The 17556-nt window shown below is 61.2% G+C and carries 16 protein-coding genes; 10 read left to right on the top strand and 6 right to left on the bottom strand.

The window, feature by feature from the left end:
* Window positions 1-347: 347 nt before the first annotated feature.
* Window positions 348-710, top strand: coding sequence for a heme utilization protein (locus tag HU725_RS04795; RefSeq protein ID WP_217872376.1), 363 nt, complete (start codon window positions 348-350; stop codon window positions 708-710).
* 102 nt (window positions 711-812) lie between these two features.
* Window positions 813-1418 (top strand): flavin reductase family protein, encoded by a 606-nt coding sequence (locus HU725_RS04790; RefSeq protein WP_060478044.1) that lies wholly within the window; start codon window positions 813-815, stop codon window positions 1416-1418.
* On the opposite strand, the gene HU725_RS04785 is transcribed toward HU725_RS04790, so the two are convergent.
* Window positions 1419-1685: a hypothetical protein gene (locus HU725_RS04785; protein ID WP_060478045.1), complete on the bottom strand. Its 267-nt coding sequence runs from the start codon at window positions 1683-1685 to the stop codon at window positions 1419-1421.
* Window positions 1686-1697: 12 nt separating this feature from the next.
* Window positions 1698-1991 carry an antibiotic biosynthesis monooxygenase family protein gene (locus HU725_RS04780; RefSeq protein WP_060478046.1) on the bottom strand — a complete coding sequence of 98 codons (294 nt, stop codon included), beginning with the start codon at window positions 1989-1991 and terminating at the stop codon, window positions 1698-1700.
* A 202-nt stretch (window positions 1992-2193) separates the two neighbouring features.
* Between HU725_RS04780 and HU725_RS04775 the strand changes: the two genes are divergently transcribed.
* Complete coding sequence (locus HU725_RS04775) at window positions 2194-3114, top strand: AraC family transcriptional regulator (RefSeq protein WP_186477543.1); 921 nt, start codon at window positions 2194-2196, stop codon at window positions 3112-3114.
* Between the two features lie 2 nt (window positions 3115-3116).
* On the opposite strand, the gene HU725_RS04770 is transcribed toward HU725_RS04775, so the two are convergent.
* Window positions 3117-4754, bottom strand: coding sequence for a 5-guanidino-2-oxopentanoate decarboxylase (locus HU725_RS04770; protein WP_186477542.1), 1638 nt, complete (start codon window positions 4752-4754; stop codon window positions 3117-3119).
* Between the two features lie 111 nt (window positions 4755-4865).
* On the opposite strand from HU725_RS04770, the gene HU725_RS04765 reads away from it, so the two are divergent.
* Window positions 4866-5741 carry a LysR substrate-binding domain-containing protein gene (locus HU725_RS04765; protein WP_186477541.1) on the top strand — a complete coding sequence of 292 codons (876 nt, stop codon included), beginning with the start codon at window positions 4866-4868 and terminating at the stop codon, window positions 5739-5741.
* Window positions 5742-5820: 79 nt separating this feature from the next.
* Here the strand turns inward: HU725_RS04765 and HU725_RS04760 are convergent, their stop codons facing one another.
* Window positions 5821-6696, bottom strand: a complete 876-nt coding sequence (locus HU725_RS04760; RefSeq protein ID WP_186477540.1) for an MBL fold metallo-hydrolase — start codon at window positions 6694-6696, stop codon at window positions 5821-5823.
* A gap of 103 nt (window positions 6697-6799) precedes the next feature.
* Between HU725_RS04760 and HU725_RS04755 the strand changes: the two genes are divergently transcribed.
* Together HU725_RS04755 and HU725_RS04750 are read left to right on the top strand one after the other, a co-directional pair.
* A complete protein-coding gene (locus HU725_RS04755) occupies window positions 6800-7708 on the top strand; it encodes a LysR family transcriptional regulator (RefSeq protein ID WP_186477539.1) in 909 nt (302 codons plus the stop codon).
* A 46-nt stretch (window positions 7709-7754) separates the two neighbouring features.
* A complete protein-coding gene (locus HU725_RS04750) occupies window positions 7755-7928 on the top strand; it encodes a hypothetical protein (RefSeq protein WP_186477538.1) in 174 nt (57 codons plus the stop codon).
* A gap of 19 nt (window positions 7929-7947) precedes the next feature.
* Here the strand turns inward: HU725_RS04750 and HU725_RS04745 are convergent, their stop codons facing one another.
* Window positions 7948-8817, bottom strand: coding sequence for an isocitrate lyase/PEP mutase family protein (locus tag HU725_RS04745; RefSeq protein WP_060478052.1), 870 nt, complete (start codon window positions 8815-8817; stop codon window positions 7948-7950).
* Between the two features lie 353 nt (window positions 8818-9170).
* Between HU725_RS04745 and HU725_RS04740 the strand changes: the two genes are divergently transcribed.
* Entirely contained in the window at window positions 9171-10622 is a 1452-nt protein-coding gene (locus HU725_RS04740; protein ID WP_186477537.1) for an MDR family MFS transporter, read from the top strand.
* 66 nt (window positions 10623-10688) lie between these two features.
* On the opposite strand, the gene HU725_RS04735 is transcribed toward HU725_RS04740, so the two are convergent.
* A complete protein-coding gene (locus tag HU725_RS04735; protein WP_186477536.1) occupies window positions 10689-11321 on the bottom strand; it encodes a TetR family transcriptional regulator in 633 nt (210 codons plus the stop codon).
* Between the two features lie 253 nt (window positions 11322-11574).
* Here HU725_RS04735 and ttgA point away from each other — a divergent pair, with 253 nt between their 5' ends.
* The 3 genes from ttgA to HU725_RS04720 are packed head-to-tail and all read left to right on the top strand — an operon-like array spanning window position 11575 to window position 17336.
* Entirely contained in the window at window positions 11575-12729 is a 1155-nt protein-coding gene (ttgA, locus tag HU725_RS04730; RefSeq protein ID WP_186477535.1) for a toluene efflux RND transporter periplasmic adaptor subunit TtgA, read from the top strand.
* A gap of 3 nt (window positions 12730-12732) precedes the next feature.
* Window positions 12733-15885, top strand: a complete 3153-nt coding sequence (gene ttgB / locus HU725_RS04725; protein WP_186477534.1) for a multidrug efflux RND transporter permease subunit TtgB — start codon at window positions 12733-12735, stop codon at window positions 15883-15885.
* The gene (locus HU725_RS04720; RefSeq protein WP_186477533.1) at window positions 15882-17336 is read left to right on the top strand and encodes an AdeC/AdeK/OprM family multidrug efflux complex outer membrane factor; all 1455 of its coding nucleotides are present in this window, start codon (window positions 15882-15884) and stop codon (window positions 17334-17336) included. Before ttgB ends, HU725_RS04720 begins: the two co-directional genes overlap by 4 nt.
* Window positions 17337-17556: the final 220 nt, after the last annotated feature.

Raw genomic sequence — 17556 nt, 5'->3', positions numbered from 1 at the left:
CTGCTGGATCCTTGTGACGTCGAGGGTTCACCCAAGCGCCAGGCGATGGCAATTTTCAGCAAATGCCGATCAGGGTCGCCGACCAAAGCAGTGATGTATATCTCACGTTCTTAACTCACGATTAATCCCAGAATCTCATCCTGCAAATGCAGGTGAAGCACCTCGCCGCCCTAGCCCTTGACGTCTCTCACGCATATGCACGTGCAAAAGCAGATGAACGCTAGGTGCCGACCAAAACATCTACTAATTCGATTTTTAAACGCCAATTTTTGCGCTTTTTTATCGGATTAATAGGCGTAGCATTGAATCCATAGAAACAAACTTCCCCACATCCAAGGAGCACCACCATGAAAAGCAAACTGATCCTGACCCTGGCCCTCTCGGTTTTCGCTGCTGGCGCATTCGCTGAAGATGGGTTCGACCGTACCAGTGCACACACCTTTGCAGCAGTGAGTCAATCTGCCAGCTACGCCGAAGACGGTTTCGACCACACTGGCGCACAACGCTTCGCCGAAGATGGTTTCGATCACACCAACGCGCAACGCTTCGCCGAAGACGGTTTCGATCACACCAACGCACAACGCTTCGCCGAAGACGGTTTCGATCACACCAACGCACAACGCTTTGCCGAAGACGGTTTCGATCACACCAATGCGCAGCGCTTTGCCGAAGATGGCTTCGACCGCACCAATGGCCACCGCATCAGCTGAGTGCTGCTGCGTGCTACCAGCCCGGCTTCGGCCGGGCTTGATCATTTTCAGGGGAGCAAATGCTTGGCACACTAGGCCACCCTTCCCCAGGATGTCGGCAAGATGTACTACTACGAACCCGCCAAAGGCCACGGCCTGCCACACGACCCCTTCAATGCCATCGTTGGTCCGCGCCCCATCGGCTGGATCTCTTCGCAGAGCCAAGATGGCCAGTTGAACCTTGCGCCCTACAGCTTCTTCAACGCCTTCAACTACATCCCCCCGATCATCGGTTTCTGCAGCGTCGGGCGCAAAGACAGCCTGAACAACATCGAGCAGACTGGCGAATTCGTCTGGAACCTGGCGACCCGCCCATTGGCCGAGCAAATGAATCAAAGCTGCGCGGCTGTGCCTGCCGACGTCAACGAGTTCGAACTGAGCGGCCTTACGGCAGTGCCGTCGAGTATCGTCAAAGTGCCGCGCGTGGGCGAAACGCCGGTGGCTTTCGAGTGCAAGGTGACCCAGATCGTCCAGCTCACACGCGCCGACCAGCAACTGGTGCCGAGCTGGTTGATCCTGGGTGAGGTGGTGGCGGTACACATTGCCGAGCACTTGCTCAAGGACGGTATCTACGACACCGCCGCGGCCGAACCGATCCTGCGTGGCGGTGGCCCAGCGGATTATTTCGAGCTGGGCAACCTGTTCAAGATGGCTCGCCCACAGGCCTGATCACCAGATCAGTTCGCCTTCCTCGCTCACGCCCTGCAGGCGTGCAAGCTCGGCGCAGGCGGCTTCGTCAGCCGCCATAGCGCTTTTGAAGACTTCATCGCCTAGTACCTTGTGAAAGCGCGCAGCGCCGCCCATACCCAGGGCCTTGACCGCGATAGCAGCGTTATAGCCGCCGCCCTCAACCGGAACCATCGCCGAAACTGCTTCGAAATGGGGGAATTCTCTGCGTGCCATGTTGCCCTGCGCCTGTTGATTGAGGGGCAGCATTCTAACCGCCTTTCAATCGAAGGTATGCAAGTCCAGGCTGCTGACTACCTGCGCTTGAACCAGTTCGCCGAACACATTCAAGGTGGGCGAGGCGAAGTAGCCCGTCATTGCCTGTTGGTCCTGCCAGCTACCGCTAAGCAGCCACAGGTCGGCGTCGGCCTGGGAACGCTGCACCGTAAAGCTAAGGCAGCCCGGGGTCTGCAAGGACGGTTCGAGCAGGTCGCGCAGGCGTGCGCCAAGTTCGGCGGAACGGCCGCTGCAGGCACGAATGAAAGCCAGGTGAGTGACCGGTTGGCGCTGGGTCATAGCACGATCTCCTTGAAGCAGGCGGACGGAAAAGCCAGGCTGCCAAGGTTAGGTGCTGGCACGCGCCACGCGTTAGGCCATTACTGCTCAGCGATTGCCTGATCCTGCTGCGCGGCAGGATCAGGCAATCGACGTGCAGCATTCGACTAGCGTCGGCCATTGCCCAAACCTATGCTGCGTCGGTCAGCAGAGGAAAGCCATCATGACCACCGCCCCGTCCATCGATCCAACCCTGGAAGTGCAGCGCCAGGAGTTGGCCCAGCTGATAAGCAAGCACGCCACGGCTCCCCATGGCCCCGCCTCAGCCATCGACGACCTGTACCTGGTGCGCTATACCGAAAACGTGCGCTCGGTGCCGACCCTGGCCCAACCGGCCTTGTGCATTCTGGCCCAGGGCAGCAAAAGCTTGTTCCTGGGCGATGAACAGTATGCCTACGACCCGCTGCATTACATGGTGGTATCGGTAACCCTGCCATTGAGCGGCGTGAAGCTCGACGCCAGCCCGGAAAACCCGAGCCTTGGCATTCGTATGGACTTGGACCCTGCCGAAATCAGCCAGCTGATCGCTGAAAGCGGGCCGATGCTGGTGCCCAATCTGCCCTCCGGCCGTGGCCTGTATGTCGAGCGAACCGACCCGCAACTGCTCGACGCGCTGCTGCGCCTGGTGCGCCTGCTCGACACTCCGCGGGATATCGACATGCTGGCGCCGCTGATTAGGCGCGAGATCCTCTACCGCCTGCTGCGCGGGCCGCAGGGCTACCGCCTGTACGAAATCGCTTTGGCCAATAGCCAGACCCATCGGGTCTGTCAGGCCATCACCTGGCTTAACCAGAACTACCAGCAGCCGCTACGCATCGAGCAACTGGCGCGCGAGGTGCATCTGAGCATCTCGACCTTGCATCACCGCTTCAAGGCCGTCACCTCCATGAGCCCGTTGCAGTACCAGAAGCAACTGCGGTTGCAGGAGGCGCGGCGGCTGATGCTCAACGACGGCCTGGAAGCGGCGGTTGCCGCGTATCGGGTAGGCTATGAAAGCCCGTCGCAGTTCAGCCGCGAATACAGCCGACTCTACGGCGCTCCACCGATCCGCGACGTCGCCAGGCTGCGCGCCAGCGCCAGCTGAGTTCAGCCCGTGACTGCGGCGTGCCAGGCGTTCTGATCGACCTGGATCAGCGTCGGGCCTTGGCGCTGCACTGCCCTGCCCAGTGCAGCCTGCAGGTGCATGACATCGTCAACCTGCTCGGCGTCGGCGCCCAATGCACGTGCCACCCCGATGAAGTCGGGGGTGTGAATATCCACGCCCACCGGTTCGATCGAGCGGTTGACCATGTACTTCTTGATCTCCTCGTAACCTTGGTTATTCCACAGCAATACGATCAGGGGCACCTTGGCCTCTACGGCGCTGGCCAGTTCCGGCAAGGTGAACTGCATGCCGCCGTCGCCGATCAGGCAGACCGCAGGCGCACGCTCGTTGGGCTGTTCGGCACTGCCGAGCCAAGCGCCCATTGCAGCAGGCAACGCATAGCCCAACGTGCCGTAACCGGTCGATGCATTGAACCAACGGCGTGGTGCCTGCATGTCCAGGGTCAGGTTGCCGGTGTACACCGGCTGGGTCGAATCCCCTACCAGGATCGCGTTTGGCAGGCGCTGCAAAATGCTCGTCAGCAAGCGGGTCTGGCTCAAGGTGGGCTGATCCCAGCCGGCCGCCATGGCCTTGCGCAACCGCAGGGCACGGGCAGCGCCCCAACCTTCATCACAGGGTGGCGCTGGCAGCAACCGCAGGGCCTCTAACAACGCCTGGGCAGCCAACTGGGCATCGGCGACCAGGGCCAGTTCCGGTAGGTAGTTGCGCACGGTCTGGTCGGGGTCGATGTCGATTCGCAGCAGGCTGCCTGGAATCTTGAAGCCGCCCTTGAAGGTCACGTCGTAGTCGGTCTCGGCAAGTTCGGTGCCGATCGCCAATACCACATCGGCCTCCTCCACCAGCTCACGGGTAGCAACCAGTGACTGGGTCGAACCAATCTGCAGTGGATGGCCGGCCGGCAGCAACCCTTTGGCATTGATGGTCAGGGCGACAGGCGCCTGCAGGTGCTCCGCCAACTGCGCCAACGGCGCGCCCGCCGCCAGCGCACCGCCACCGGCCAGGATGAGTGGCCGGCGGGCGTTGGCCAGGCGCTGGGCCATGGCCGCCACAGGGCCAGGGGCTGCGCCTGCGCGGGCGCTGCGTATCGCACGGGCGGGCAGCAAATGGTCCGCCGGCTCGACCAGCACATCCAAGGGGATCTCGATATGCACCGGGCGCGGGCGTGCACTGTCGAACACGGCAAAGGCACGCGCCAGCACCTGAGGCAGGTCAGCGGCGCTCATCAGCGTCTGGGAAAACGCCGCAACGCCCGACACCAACGCTGCCTGATTGGGCAGCTCGTGCAGTTTGCCGCGGCCACCGCCCAATTGGTCACGCGATTGCACACTGGAGATCACCAGCATGGGAATGGAGTCGGCATAGGCCTGGCCCATGGCAGTGGTGATGTTGGTCATGCCAGGGCCGGTGATGATGAAGCACACGCCAGGCTTGCCGCGGGTTCGGGCATAGCCGTCAGCCATGAACCCAGCGCCTTGCTCGTGGCGCGGGGTGATGTGGCGGATCGACGAACCTGCCAAACCACGGTACAGCTCCACGGTATGTACACCAGGAATGCCAAAGACATGGTCTACGCCATATCCTTCAAGGAATTTGACCAGTACTTCGCCGCAGGTTGCCATGGGGTCACCCAGAATAGTGTTGGAATATGCGCCATTGGACCTAACCCATGGCTACCGCCACAAGGCAAAAAAACACATACTAGCCATGTCCTGAACACATGGCTCAGCGCGATGAAACGCCTACCTCCCCTGCCAGCGCTTTACACCTTTCTGGTCACGGCGCAGCATTGCAATTTCACCCGCGCTGCACAGCAGCTTCACATCACCCAGGGCGCCGTCAGCCGTCAGATTGCCGGGCTCGAAGAACATCTGGGTTATGCCTTGTTTCAGCGCCAGGCCCGCGGCCTGAGCCTGACCCGCGAGGGCCAGGATTGGTTGCCTCGGGTACAACAGGTCTTTGGCCTGATCGAACAGGGCGTGCGCGAGGTTGGCGGGCGCAATGCCACCTTGCAGCTCAAGGCCCCAACCTGCGTGATGCGCTGGCTGCTGCCACGGCTGATGGAGTGGCAGGCGCTGAGGCCTGATGTGCCAGTGGAGCTGACCACCACAGTGCAGCATGGGGTGGACTTTCGCCGTGAAGGTTTCGATGCGGCTGTGGTCTATGGCGATGCACCCAACCATGGGCTGCGAGTGCGCAAGCTGTTCGACGAACAACTGACGCCTGTCTGCGCGCCATCGCTGCTGCAGGGGCCAGTTGCGCTGCGAGAGGTCCGGGACTTGGCGCAGCATATGTTGCTGCACCCCTCCCGAGATGAACATGACTGGCGGCTATGGCTTCACGCTGCGGGGGTGGACCTGCACAACCCGGGGCGCAAGCAGCATTTTGAAACGCTGGACATGGCGATGGCCATGGCCTCGCAAGGCACAGGTGTGGCGATCGGCGACTGGGCGCTGATCGGCGATGACTTGCGTAGCGGCAGGCTGTGCATGCCGTTCCCGCTCAAGGTGCGTACCGGCAAAGGGTATTACCTGGCGAGCCAGGCCAAGAGCCTGCCGCCGGGGCTGGTAGAACTCATGGACTGGCTGGAGCAGCAGGCCAGCCCATGAGCGGCAGGCGGATTAACAACTTTGGCTGGCCTGGGTCACTGCGCCCCTGCCCATCGGCACGCGCCTGAGCGGCGCGCAATCACCACTTCATTTCACCTTTGGCGACCTTGGCGCTGAGTTCCAGCGAACTTTCATCGGCAAGCTTGGGGTAGCGTTGCTTCATCGCTTGGATGAGGGCGCCACTGTTTGTCGCTTCGCTGGTTTCGGCATCGAAGGCACGAATGTAATCGGCCGTAAAACGCACTGCGTCGAGGGAGTGGTTGCTCTGGCCCAGGTAGTGCCCCGGCACAACCGTACGAGGTGCCAAGGCCTGGATCCTGGCCAGCGTACCAAGCCAATCAGCATGGGACTTGGCTGTCTGGGTGTCAGCCATCCACACATGGATGTTCTGCGAAACCACGACACCGCCAACCACTGCCTTGATCGAGGGAATCCAGACAAAGCTGCGCTCAGGCTGCGGCCCGTCCAGCCCCACGACCTCCAGCGCTCGGCCTTCGAGCATCAGGTGCTGGCCCTTGAGTGCCTGGGGCAACACCAGCTGCGCCGGTTTATCGGCACCCATTAGCGGCCCCCAATACGCAAGCTTGGCATCCATGGTCTGGCGGATGTGAGCCAGCGTTGCTGCCGAGGCCAACACCTTGGCCTTGGGGAAGGCACGGGTCACGGTATCCAGGCCGAAGTAGTAATCCGGGTCGCCATGGCTGATATAGATAGTGGTCAGGCGCTTGCCGCTGGCACGCAGGCGCTGCACCAGTTGTTCGGCCTGAGCCTTGCCGAATTGAGCATCGATGAGGATGGCGTCTTGGTCTCCACTCACGATCACCGAACTGACCGGAAAGATTGCCTGTTCGCCTGGGTTGTAGACCTCCAGGTGCAAAGGCGCTGCGGCAAGCGCGGGGCCGGCCAAGGCAACACATGCCAGTAAAAGGCCACGCAAAGGTGTAAGCAACGACATCGATAAGCCCTGTGATAGGAAAGATGGCTGCCAGCTTAGTTGCCCAAACCATCACAAAAAATGCGATGCTCGAACATAGTTTGTTTCTGAAATCGAGCAAATCATGGACCGTCTCAACGCCATGCGCGTTTTCGTCACCGTCGTCGACTTGGGTAGCCAGTCCGCCGCAGCAGATCACCTGCAGCTGTCGCGACCGGTGGTATCGCGCTACCTGGCCGAGCTTGAGCACTGGGTAGGCGCACGCTTGATGCAGCGCACTACCCGCAAACTCAGCCTCACGGCCGCCGGTGAACAGACCCTGCCCCGCTGCCGTCAGTTGCTGGAGCTGGCCGGCGACCTTCAAGCTGCCGTGCAACAACCCAACGATGCGCCCAGGGGCGCACTGCGCATCAGCGTCAGTACTTCGTTTGGCCAGGCCCAGTTGGCACCGGCAATCGCTGACTACGTGCGGCGCTACCCTGCAGTAAAGGTCGAGCTGCAGATGCTCGATCGCACGGTCAACCTGGTGGATGAGCGCATTGACCTGGCGATCCGCACCAGCAATGACCTGGATCCGAACTTGATCGCCAGGCGCTTGACCCTGTGCCGCTCGGTCATCTGCGCAGCACCAGCCTACCTGCGTGAGCACGGCACGCCGCTGCGGGTCGAGCAACTGAGCCAGCATAATTGCCTGACCCACGCCTATTTCGGCCACAGCCTTTGGCATTTCGAGGTAGACGGACAACAGGTCGCCGTCCCGGTGCAAGGCAATATCAGCGCCAACGAGAGCATGACATTGCAGGGGGCGGCTCTGGCCGGCGCTGGCATTGCCATGCTGCCGACCTACCAGGCAGCCGATGCCCTGCGCAGCGGCGCATTGCTGCGCCTGATCCCCGAGGCTAAGCCACAGGCGTTGAACCTGAATGCGGTCTACACCTCCCGCAAGCACATGCCTGCCACGTTGCGCAGCATGCTGGATTTCCTGGCGCACCGGTTCAAGGACGAACCGCCATGGGACAGCGATCTGTATTGACTATGCTTGAAGGTGTCAGTGTCGCGCCAAACAGGAGGTGCGTTACATGGGCATCAAATCCAAACGAGTCGCCATGACCATGGCCTTGATCGCTGTCGCCGCGTTGTACGGTTCGGCCTGTTGGCGCGCCGAGCTGTTACGCAGCCAGCCCAGTGCAGCGCACCGTTGCGAGCAGGAGCACTGCGTGCCCCATACCGCAACCTTGAGTGCCGTGCGTTAGCTGAGCGACACCACGCCGATCACTCCTCGACGCTCATGTACTCCTTGGCCCAACGGATGTAGTCCTCGGGCTGGGTATAGGTATGCGAAAGCTCGGTAGCGTTGAGGTTTTCGGACTTGTTCTGTTGACCGCGCTGCAGGCGCAGGCAGTCGTAGGTCGCCTTGATCGCTGCGAAGTAGGCGGCATGGCCATCTACCACGATCCGCACCCCCAGTCGCGCCAGGCGTTCATCGTCACGCAGGTTGGGGTTAGCGTAAGTCACCAGCATCAACGGCACGCTAAGGTGCTCGGCAATCTGCTCCAGGTGCTCGAAATCCTTCACCCCGACCATGCAGATGCCATCGGCACCCGCCTTCTGGTAGCTCTGAGTGCGGACAATGATTTCCTCGGTGCTGAGCACGCCTGCGTTGGTGCGGGCGATGATCGACAGCGACGAGTCGACACGCGCCTCCAGTGCCGCGCGAATCTTGCCCACGCCTTCTTCAACCGAAATCAGATCGGTGGACTTACGCCCGAACTGGGCGGGCAAGAGGGTGTCTTCAATGGTCAGCGCAGCCACGCCAGCGCGCTCGAGCTCTACCACCGTGCGCATCACATTGAGCGCATTGCCATAACCGTGGTCGGCATCGGCGAGCACCGGCAATTGTGCCACTCGGCCAATGCGCGTGGCCTGCTCGACGAACTCACTCAAGGTGATTAAGGCAAAGTCAGGTGCGGCCAGCACCTGCAAAGAGGCCACCGAACCACCGAGGATGCCGACTTCGAAACCCAGGTCGGCAGCGATACGTGCCGACATCGGGTCGAACACCGAAGCGGTGTGGTAGCAGGAACCTGAAGCGAGCAGCTCGCGGAAGGCAAAACGCAGATCTTGGTGGGAAGCCTTGGGCATGATCACTCCGCTTATATCTGTAGAAATTGAACGGTTGCTACCGACCCCTGAATCGGGTCTACCTGCCCTGTTCCAACCGTCGCCATCTGGGCGGTTATGCTCGACATGCAGGCAGAGGAATAAAAGGTGTGGAGACAGCGGCTTGCGAACACTGCGGCAAATTGCTGCACCAACCTGGTGCAGGCCGCGGCTTACAGCCTCTGTGGCATACCAACGATATCACGCGGCCATGCAGCGCTGGATGAATGCGCCAATGCCGATCTTGCATAGGCGATGCAGATAGTACATAGGAAGCTACCTAACTCAGGTTACAATCCGGCTATTCGCGCTGCTTCACAACACAAGGTGCCCCCGTGACCGCCGCCCTGCCCCCGACCGTTCTGCGCAACGTGCTGACTGCCTTGATGCTGGCGATTTTCCTCGGCGCCCTGGACCAGACCATCGTCGCGGTCTCGATGCCCGCGATCTCAGCTCAATTCGACGACTTCGGCTTGTTGGCCTGGGTCATCTCCGGCTACATGGTGGCGATGACCATTGCCGTGCCCATCTACGGCAAGCTCGGCGACCTCTATGGTCGTCGGCGCATGATCCTCACCGGTATCAGCCTGTTCACCCTGGCCTCGATAGGCTGCGCCCTGGCCCAGAACATGCCGCAACTGGTCATGGCGCGCGTGCTGCAGGGCATAGGCGCCGGCGGCATGGTGTCGGTGAGCCAGGCGATCATTGGTGATTTCGTGCCGCCGCGTGAGCGTGGGCGCTACCAAGGCTACTTCAGCAGCATGTACGCCGTGGCCAGCGTAGCTGGACCGGTGCTCGGCGGCTGGCTGACCGAATACCTGTCCTGGCGCTGGGTGTTCTGGATCAATCTGCCGCTGGGCCTATTGGCGCTTTGGGCGATCCATCGCGCCCTGGCTGGCATGCCGGTGCAGCATCGCCAAGCTCGGGTCGACTATCTAGGCGCCGTGCTATTGATTATTGGCCTGGGCAGCCTGCTGCTAGGTATCACCCTGGTCGGCCAGGGCCAACCCTGGACCGCGCCCTCGGTGCTGGCCTTGTTCGCTTGCGCAGTATTCGGCCTGGCGTTGTTCATTGGCCACGAGCGCCGCTGCCCGGAACCGTTACTGCCCATGGGCCTATTCGGTAACCGGGTGGCGGTGCTGTGCTGGGCGGTGATCTTCTGCGCCAGTTTTCAGTCGATTTCGTTGACCATGTTGATGCCGCTGCGCTTTCAGGGCATCACCGGCGCCGGTGCCGATAGCGCCGCGTTGCATCTGTTGCCATTGGCAATGGGGCTGCCCATTGGCGCGTTTACCGGTGGTCGCATGACCAGCCGTACCGGCCGCTTCAAACCGCAGATTCTGGCCGGCGCACTGCTGATGCCCGTGGCGATCTGCGCAATGGCCATCACCCCACCACAATCGGCCATGCTCGGCGGTCTGTTCATGCTGCTGACTGGCATCGCCTGTGGCCTGCAGTTCCCGACGTCGCTGGTGGGTACACAGAGCGCCGTGGACAGCAGGGATATCGGGGTTGCCACCAGCACCACCAACCTATTCCGTTCGTTGGGAGGCGCCATGGGCGTGGCGTGCATGTCCAGCCTGCTGCTGGCGCTGCTGCATCATGATGGCTTCGAGTTGCTGGGTAACCCGCTGCTAGGCAGCCTCAAGGCCGGGCAGGCGGACCCTGATACGCAAACGCGGCTGCTGGCAACGTTCCGCCATGTGTTGCTGGGCAGTGCGAGCATCGCGCTGCTGGGGTTGCTGGCGGCACTGGCCCTGCCTGATCGGCAGTTGCGTGGGCGCTGAAGGTGCGTGGGTTAATCCCCCGTTAATACAGTCGGGAAACACTTCCTCACAATCCTTAACAAAGTGTCATTTGCGCAGCGCCGGGCTCAAGCGCAGCATATCCAGCCCGGTGTCGACCCATTTTTCCGCATCGCGCAACAGATCGAAACTGTCCGGCAGCAGCAGCCAGCGCCCGATCAGCCCATCGATATAGGCGAACAAGGCAACGGCCGCGCGCTCGATATCCAGATCGCCAGGCAACTGGCCACGACGCACGGCGTTGGCGAAGGCCAGCTTGATGCCTACGTGGCAATCCAGCACCGCACCTTGGCGCTGCTGGCGAATTTCACACATTTGGTCGGTGAACTCGCACTTGTGATGCAGGATCTCATTGATACGTCGGGTACGGGCGTCCAGCACCAGTTCGGTGAGTACTTGCAGCAACAGCTTGCGCATGCAGCCGAGCGGGTCCAGTTCGTCTTCGCTTTCACTGGCCCGCGCCAGGTGGTCATGGGTTTCGTGCAGGCTGTCGAGCAGCGCCTGCACAAGCTCCGCCTTGTTGTTGAAATGCCAGTAGATCGCCCCTCGGGTCACACCTGCCAGCTCGGCGATGTCGGCCAGGGTGGTTCGCGCGATTCCGCGCTTGTAGAAGGCCTTCTCCGCAGCTTCGATGATCTGGGCGCGGGTTTCCTGGGCTTCTTCTTTGGTTCGACGGACCATGGCAGTGCAACCTCATCTGGGGCCGGCTGCACTGGCAGACGGGTAAACCGCCGAGGGCACCTCTGCAGGGTGCCTCACGGATGAACTAATCAGGGGCTACGGTAGTAGCTAAGTACTACCAGCAGTATTTACAAACAACCGTGAATGTAAGTATATTCGTTAGTAAGCTATTTATCCACCGGATAGTTTTTTTCTGACAAGACTCTTCCATTACTCTTGAGCGTCTCCCTGCTCTAGCGACCCGAGGATCCTCATGCAATTCAAGCCAGCCGTTACCGCTCTGGTTTCCGCCGTCGCCCTGGCAACCCTGCTAAGTGGCTGCAAGAAAGAAGAAGCCGCGCCTGCAGCGCAGGCTCCTCAGGTCGGCGTAGTAACCATTCAACCGCAACCCTTCACCCTGACCTCGGAACTGCCAGGCCGCACCAGCGCCTTCCGCGTCGCCGAAGTGCGCCCACAGGTCAACGGCATCATCCTCAAGCGCCTGTTCAAAGAAGGCAGCGACGTCAAAGAAGGCCAACAGCTTTATCAGATCGACCCTGCCGTGTACGAAGCCACCCTGGCCAACGCTCAGGCCAATCTGCAAGCGACCAAATCGCTGGCCGAACGCTATAAGCAACTGGTGAGCGAGCAGGCGGTGTCGAAACAGGAGTTCGACGATGCCAATGCCAAACGATTGCAGGCCGAAGCGTCGCTGAAAAGTGCCCAGATCGACCTGCGCTACACCAAGGTCCTCGCCCCGATCAGCGGTCGGATCGGCCGGTCCTCGGTCACCGAAGGCGCACTGGTGAACAATGGCCAGACAAACGCCATGGCCACCATCCAGCAGCTGGACCCGATCTACGTCGACGTCACCCAGTCTACCGCCGAGCTGCTCAAGCTGCGCCGCGACCTGGAAAGCGGCCAGCTGCAAAAGGCCGGCAACAACGCTGCCTCGGTGCAGTTGGTGCTTGAAGACGGCAGCCTCTACAAGCAGGAAGGCCGCTTGGAGTTCTCTGAAGTCGCAGTCGATGAGACCACCGGCTCGGTGACCCTGCGTGCGCTGTTCCCCAACCCTGATCACACTCTGCTGCCAGGTATGTTCGTGCATGCACGGCTCAAGGCCGGGGTCAACGCCAATGCCATCCTGGCCCCACAACAGGGCGTAACGCGTGACCTCAAAGGCGCGCCGACCGCACTGGTTGTCAATCAGGAAAACAAGGTGGAACTGCGCCAGCTCAAGGCTAGCCGTACGTTGGGTAGCGACTGGCTGATCGAGGAAGGCTTGAATCCCGGCGACCGCCTGATCACCGAAGGCCTGCAATATGTACGCCCAGGCGTCGAGGTCAAGGTCAGCGATGCCACCAACGTCAAGAAGCCGCAAAGCCCTGATCAGGCCAACGCGGCGAAAGCAGACGCCAAAGCGGAGTAAACCATGTCGAAGTTCTTTATCGATCGCCCGATCTTCGCCTGGGTGATCGCCTTGGTGATCATGCTGGTCGGCGCTCTGTCAATTCTGAAGCTGCCGATCAATCAGTACCCAAGCATCGCACCGCCGGCCATCGCCATCGCCGTGACCTACCCGGGCGCCTCGGCGCAGACGGTGCAGGATACCGTGGTGCAGGTCATCGAACAGCAGCTCAACGGCATCGACAACCTGCGATATGTATCGTCGGAAAGTAACTCCGACGGCAGCATGACCATCACCGCGACCTTCGAGCAGGGCACCAACGCCGATACCGCCCAGGTGCAGGTACAGAACAAGCTGAACCTGGCCACCCCACTGCTGCCGCAGGAAGTGCAGCAGCAGGGCATCCGAGTCACCAAGGCGGTCAAGAACTTCCTGATGGTGATTGGCCTGGTGTCCGAAGACGGCAGCATGACCAAGGACGACCTGGCCAACTACATCGTCTCCAACATGCAGGACCCGATTTCGCGGACTGCCGGCGTGGGCGACTTCCAGGTGTTCGGCGCGCAATACGCCATGCGGATCTGGCTCGATCCGGCCAAGCTGAACAAATTCCAGCTCACCCCGGTGGATGTCAAAACCGCAGTGGCCGCACAGAACGTGCAAGTATCCTCCGGCCAGCTCGGCGGCCTGCCGGCCGTGCCAGGTACCCAGCTTAACGCGACGATCATCGGCAAGACCCGCCTGCAGACTGCCGAGCAGTTCGAGAAGATTCTGCTCAAGGTCAACAGCGATGGTTCCCAGGTACGCCTGGGTGATGTCGCCCAGGTTGGCCTGGGTGGCGAAAACTACGCGGTCAGTGCGCAGTTCAACGGCAAGCCTGCCTCGGGCCTGGCGGTCAAGCTGGCAACCGGTGCCAACGCGCTGGACACCGCCAAAGCCCTGCGCCAGACCATCGCCGATCTGGAGCCGTTCTTCCCGCCTGGGGTGAAGGCCGTATTCCCCTATGACACCACCCCAGTGGTCACCGAATCGATCAGCGGCGTGATTCACACCCTGATCGAAGCTGTGGTCCTGGTGTTTTTGGTGATGTACCTGTTCCTGCAGAATTTCCGCGCCACCATCATCACCACCATGACGGTCCCGGTGGTATTGCTGGGCACCTTCGGCATCCTTGCCGCAGCGGGCTTCAGTATCAACACCCTGACCATGTTCGCCATGGTTCTGGCCATCGGCTTGTTGGTGGACGACGCCATCGTCGTGGTGGAGAACGTCGAGCGGGTGATGTCCGAGGAAGGCTTGCCGCCCAAGGAGGCGACCAAGCGCTCGATGCAGCAGATCCAGGGCGCCCTGGTGGGTATCGCCTTGGTGCTGTCGGCGGTACTGCTGCCCATGGCGTTCTTCGGGGGCTCTACTGGCGTCATCTACCGGCAGTTCTCCATCACCATCGTCTCGGCCATGGGCCTTTCGGTGCTGGTGGCGTTGATCTTCACACCAGCCCTTTGTGCCACCATGCTCAAGCCGCTGAAGAAGGGTGAGCACCACACGGCCAAAGGCGGTTTCTTCGGCTGGTTCAACCGCAACTTCGACCGCAGCGTCAACGGCTACGAACGCAGCGTGGGCGGTATCCTGCGCAACAAGGTGCCGTTCCTGCTGGCCTACGCGTTGATTGTGGTCGGTATGATCTGGCTGTTCTCGCGCATCCCTACCGCGTTCCTGCCAGAGGAAGACCAGGGCGTGCTGTTTGCCCAGGTGCAAACACCGGCAGGCTCCAGTGCCGAACGGACTCAGGCGGTGGTCGATCAGATGCGCGAATACCTGCTCAAGGACGAAGCCGACACCGTGTCCTCGGTATTTACCGTCAACGGTTTCAACTTCGCCGGCCGTGGGCAGAGTTCGGGCATGGCCTTCATCATGCTCAAGCCCTGGGGCGAACGTTCCCAGGAGAACAGCGTGTTCGCCTTGGCCCAACGCGCCCAGCAGCACTTCTTCACCTTCCGTGATGCAATGGTATTCGCCTTCGCCCCGCCTGCCGTTCTGGAGCTGGGTAACGCGACAGGCTTCGACGTTTTCCTTCAGGACCGTGGTGGTGTCGGGCATGCCAAGCTGATGGAAGCGCGCAACGAGTTTCTGGCAAAAGCCTCGCAAAGCAAGGTCCTGAGTGGCGTGCGGCCGAACGGCTTGAACGATGAGCCGCAGTATCAGCTGATCATTGATGACGAACGTGCCAGCGCCTTGGGCGTGACCATTTCCGACATCAACAACACCCTGTCGATTGCCCTGGGTGCCAGTTACGTCAACGACTTCATCGACCGTGGCCGAGTGAAGAAGGTGTACATCCAGGGTGAAGCCAACTCGCGGATGAGCCCGGAAGACCTGCAGAAGTGGTACGTGCGCAACGGCGCAGGCGAGATGGTGCCGTTCTCCTCCTTTGCCAAGGGTGAGTGGACCTACGGTTCGCCGAAACTGTCGCGTTACAACGGCGTCGAGGCGATGGAGATTCTCGGTGCCCCGGCGCCGGGTTACAGCACCGGTGAAGCCATGGCCGAGGTCGAACGCATCGCCGGTGAATTGCCAGCAGGTGTCGGCTACTCCTGGACCGGCATGTCCTACGAGGAAAAACTCTCCGGCTCGCAGATGCCGGCGCTGTTCGCCCTTTCGGTACTGTTCGTGTTCCTCTGCCTGGCAGCGCTGTATGAAAGCTGGTCCATTCCGATCGCCGTCGTGCTGGTGGTCCCACTGGGTATCATCGGTGCGCTGATCGCTACCAGCCTGCGCGGCCTCTCCAACGATGTGTACTTCCTGGTCGGCCTGCTGACCACCATCGGCCTTGCGGCGAAGAACGCGATCCTGATCGTGGAATTCGCCAAAGAACTGCACGAGCAGGGTCGCAGCCTGTACGACGCGGCTATCGAAGCATGCCGCATGCGTCTGCGCCCGATCATCATGACCTCGCTGGCGTTCATCCTTGGCGTGGTACCGTTGACCATCGCCAGCGGCGCAGGCGCCGGCAGCCAGCATGCCATCGGCACCGGTGTGATCGGCGGCATGATCAGTGCGACCCTCCTGGCCATCTTCTGGGTACCGCTATTCTTCGTCACAGTGTCGTCACTGTTCGGCAGCAAAGAGCCGGAAAAAGACGTCACCCCTGAAACTCCACGTTATGAGGCTGGGCAATGACCAAGTCTTTATTGTCCCTGGCGGTAACCGCTTTCATTCTCGGCGGCTGCTCGCTGATCCCTGACTACCAGACCCCTGAGTCCCCGGTGCCTTCGCAGTGGCCGCAAGGCCCGGCGTATTCGCCGGCCGAGTCGGCCGACGTCGCCGCTGCAGAACAAGGCTGGCGTCAATTCTTCAATGACCCGGCCTTGCAGCAGTTGATCCAGACCTCCCTGGAAAACAACCGCGACCTGCGTGTGGCGGCCTTGAACATCGACGCTTACCGAGCCCAGTACCGCATCCAGCGCGCTGATTTGTTCCCGGCGGTGTCGGCCAATGCCAGTGGTACCCGCCAGCGTGTGCCGGCCAACATGTCGACCACTGGCGAGTCGAACATCACCAGCCAGTACTCGGCCACCCTCGGTGTCAGCGCCTACGAGCTTGACCTGTTCGGCCGCGTACGCAGCCTGACCGAGCAAGCCCTGGAAACCTACCTGTCCAGTGAACAGGCACGCCGCTCAACGCAGATCGCCCTGGTGGCCAGCGTTGCCAATGCGTACTACACCTGGCAGGCCGACCAGGCCCTGTTCAAGCTGACCCAGGAGACGCTGAAAACCTACGAGGAAAGCTACAACCTGACTCGCCGCAGCAACGAGGTCGGCGTGGCGTCGGCGCTCGACCTGAGCCAGGCACGTACCGCCGTCGAAGGGGCCCGAGTCAAGTTTTCGCAGTATCAGCGCCTGATCGCTCAGGACACAAACAGCCTTGCGGTACTGCTGGGAACCAGCATTCCGGCCAACCTGCCACAGCCGCTGAAACTCGATGCCGATCAATTGGCAGAAGTCCCGGCGGGCCTGCCGTCCGAACTGCTCCAGCGTCGCCCGGACATCCAGGAAGCCGAGCATTTGCTCAAGGCCGCCAACGCCAACATTGGCGCAGCCCGTGCTGCATTCTTCCCCAGCATCAGCCTGACCGCCAATGCCGGCAGCCTCAGCCCTGACCTGGGCCACCTGTTCTCCGGCGGCCAGGGCACTTGGCTGTTCCAGCCGCAGATCAACCTGCCGATCTTCAACGCAGGCAGTCTCAAAGCGAGCCTGGACTACTCGAAGATCCAGAAGGACATCAACGTCGCCAAGTACGAAAAGACCGTTCAGACTGCCTTCCAGGAAGTGTCCGACGGCCTGGCGGCACGCAAGACCTTCGAAGAGCAGTTACAGGCTCAGCGCGATCTGGTGCAGGCCAACCAGGACTACTACCGCCTGGCCGAGCGCCGTTACCGTATTGGTATCGACAGCAACCTGACCTTCCTCGACGCCCAGCGCAACCTGTTCAGCGCCCAGCAGGCGTTGATCACCGATCGTCTTGCGCAGCTGACCAGCGAGGTCAACCTGTACAAAGCCCTCGGCGGTGGCTGGTACGAGCGAACCGGTCAAGCCAACCAACAGGCTTCGGCGACTACCCCCAAAGGCTGATCTTCTGGCAGCCCACCCCAGCCCAGCCTAGTGCTGGGCTTTTTATTGGGCGAAATTAACCAGCTGGAACATAGCGTTCGATTATCGCCCCAAACCGTTTGCGGCGAATTGCCTCACCCCCACAGTGCCCCGCAACATTCTCCACGCAATGCTGTATCCGTTCATCAAGAAGACCGCAGCTGCAGCTAGCCCTGCACGAGAACGGTTCGACCATAACAAC

Source organism: Pseudomonas promysalinigenes, from assembly GCF_014269025.2.
GTDB classification, from domain to species: domain Bacteria; phylum Pseudomonadota; class Gammaproteobacteria; order Pseudomonadales; family Pseudomonadaceae; genus Aquipseudomonas; species Aquipseudomonas promysalinigenes.
The sequence above is the reverse complement of the archived record's forward strand: the minus strand, read 5'-3'. Positions and strand labels throughout refer to the sequence as shown.

Coding starts and splice junctions, on each gene's coding strand:
- HU725_RS04750 (WP_186477538.1), top strand. CDS start 7,755: ATGGGCATCAAATCCAAACGAGTCGCCATGACCATGGCCTTGATCGCT.
- HU725_RS04760 (WP_186477540.1), bottom strand. CDS start 6,696: ATGTCGTTGCTTACACCTTTGCGTGGCCTTTTACTGGCATGTGTTGCC.
- HU725_RS04780 (WP_060478046.1), bottom strand. CDS start 1,991: ATGACCCAGCGCCAACCGGTCACTCACCTGGCTTTCATTCGTGCCTGC.
- HU725_RS04775 (WP_186477543.1), top strand. CDS start 2,194: ATGACCACCGCCCCGTCCATCGATCCAACCCTGGAAGTGCAGCGCCAG.
- HU725_RS04795 (WP_217872376.1), top strand. CDS start 348: ATGAAAAGCAAACTGATCCTGACCCTGGCCCTCTCGGTTTTCGCTGCT.
- HU725_RS04765 (WP_186477541.1), top strand. CDS start 4,866: ATGAAACGCCTACCTCCCCTGCCAGCGCTTTACACCTTTCTGGTCACG.
- ttgB (WP_186477534.1), top strand. CDS start 12,733: ATGTCGAAGTTCTTTATCGATCGCCCGATCTTCGCCTGGGTGATCGCC.
- HU725_RS04755 (WP_186477539.1), top strand. CDS start 6,800: ATGGACCGTCTCAACGCCATGCGCGTTTTCGTCACCGTCGTCGACTTG.
- HU725_RS04745 (WP_060478052.1), bottom strand. CDS start 8,817: ATGCCCAAGGCTTCCCACCAAGATCTGCGTTTTGCCTTCCGCGAGCTG.
- HU725_RS04785 (WP_060478045.1), bottom strand. CDS start 1,685: ATGCTGCCCCTCAATCAACAGGCGCAGGGCAACATGGCACGCAGAGAA.
- HU725_RS04720 (WP_186477533.1), top strand. CDS start 15,882: ATGACCAAGTCTTTATTGTCCCTGGCGGTAACCGCTTTCATTCTCGGC.
- HU725_RS04735 (WP_186477536.1), bottom strand. CDS start 11,321: ATGGTCCGTCGAACCAAAGAAGAAGCCCAGGAAACCCGCGCCCAGATC.
- ttgA (WP_186477535.1), top strand. CDS start 11,575: ATGCAATTCAAGCCAGCCGTTACCGCTCTGGTTTCCGCCGTCGCCCTG.
- HU725_RS04770 (WP_186477542.1), bottom strand. CDS start 4,754: ATGGCAACCTGCGGCGAAGTACTGGTCAAATTCCTTGAAGGATATGGC.
- HU725_RS04790 (WP_060478044.1), top strand. CDS start 813: ATGTACTACTACGAACCCGCCAAAGGCCACGGCCTGCCACACGACCCC.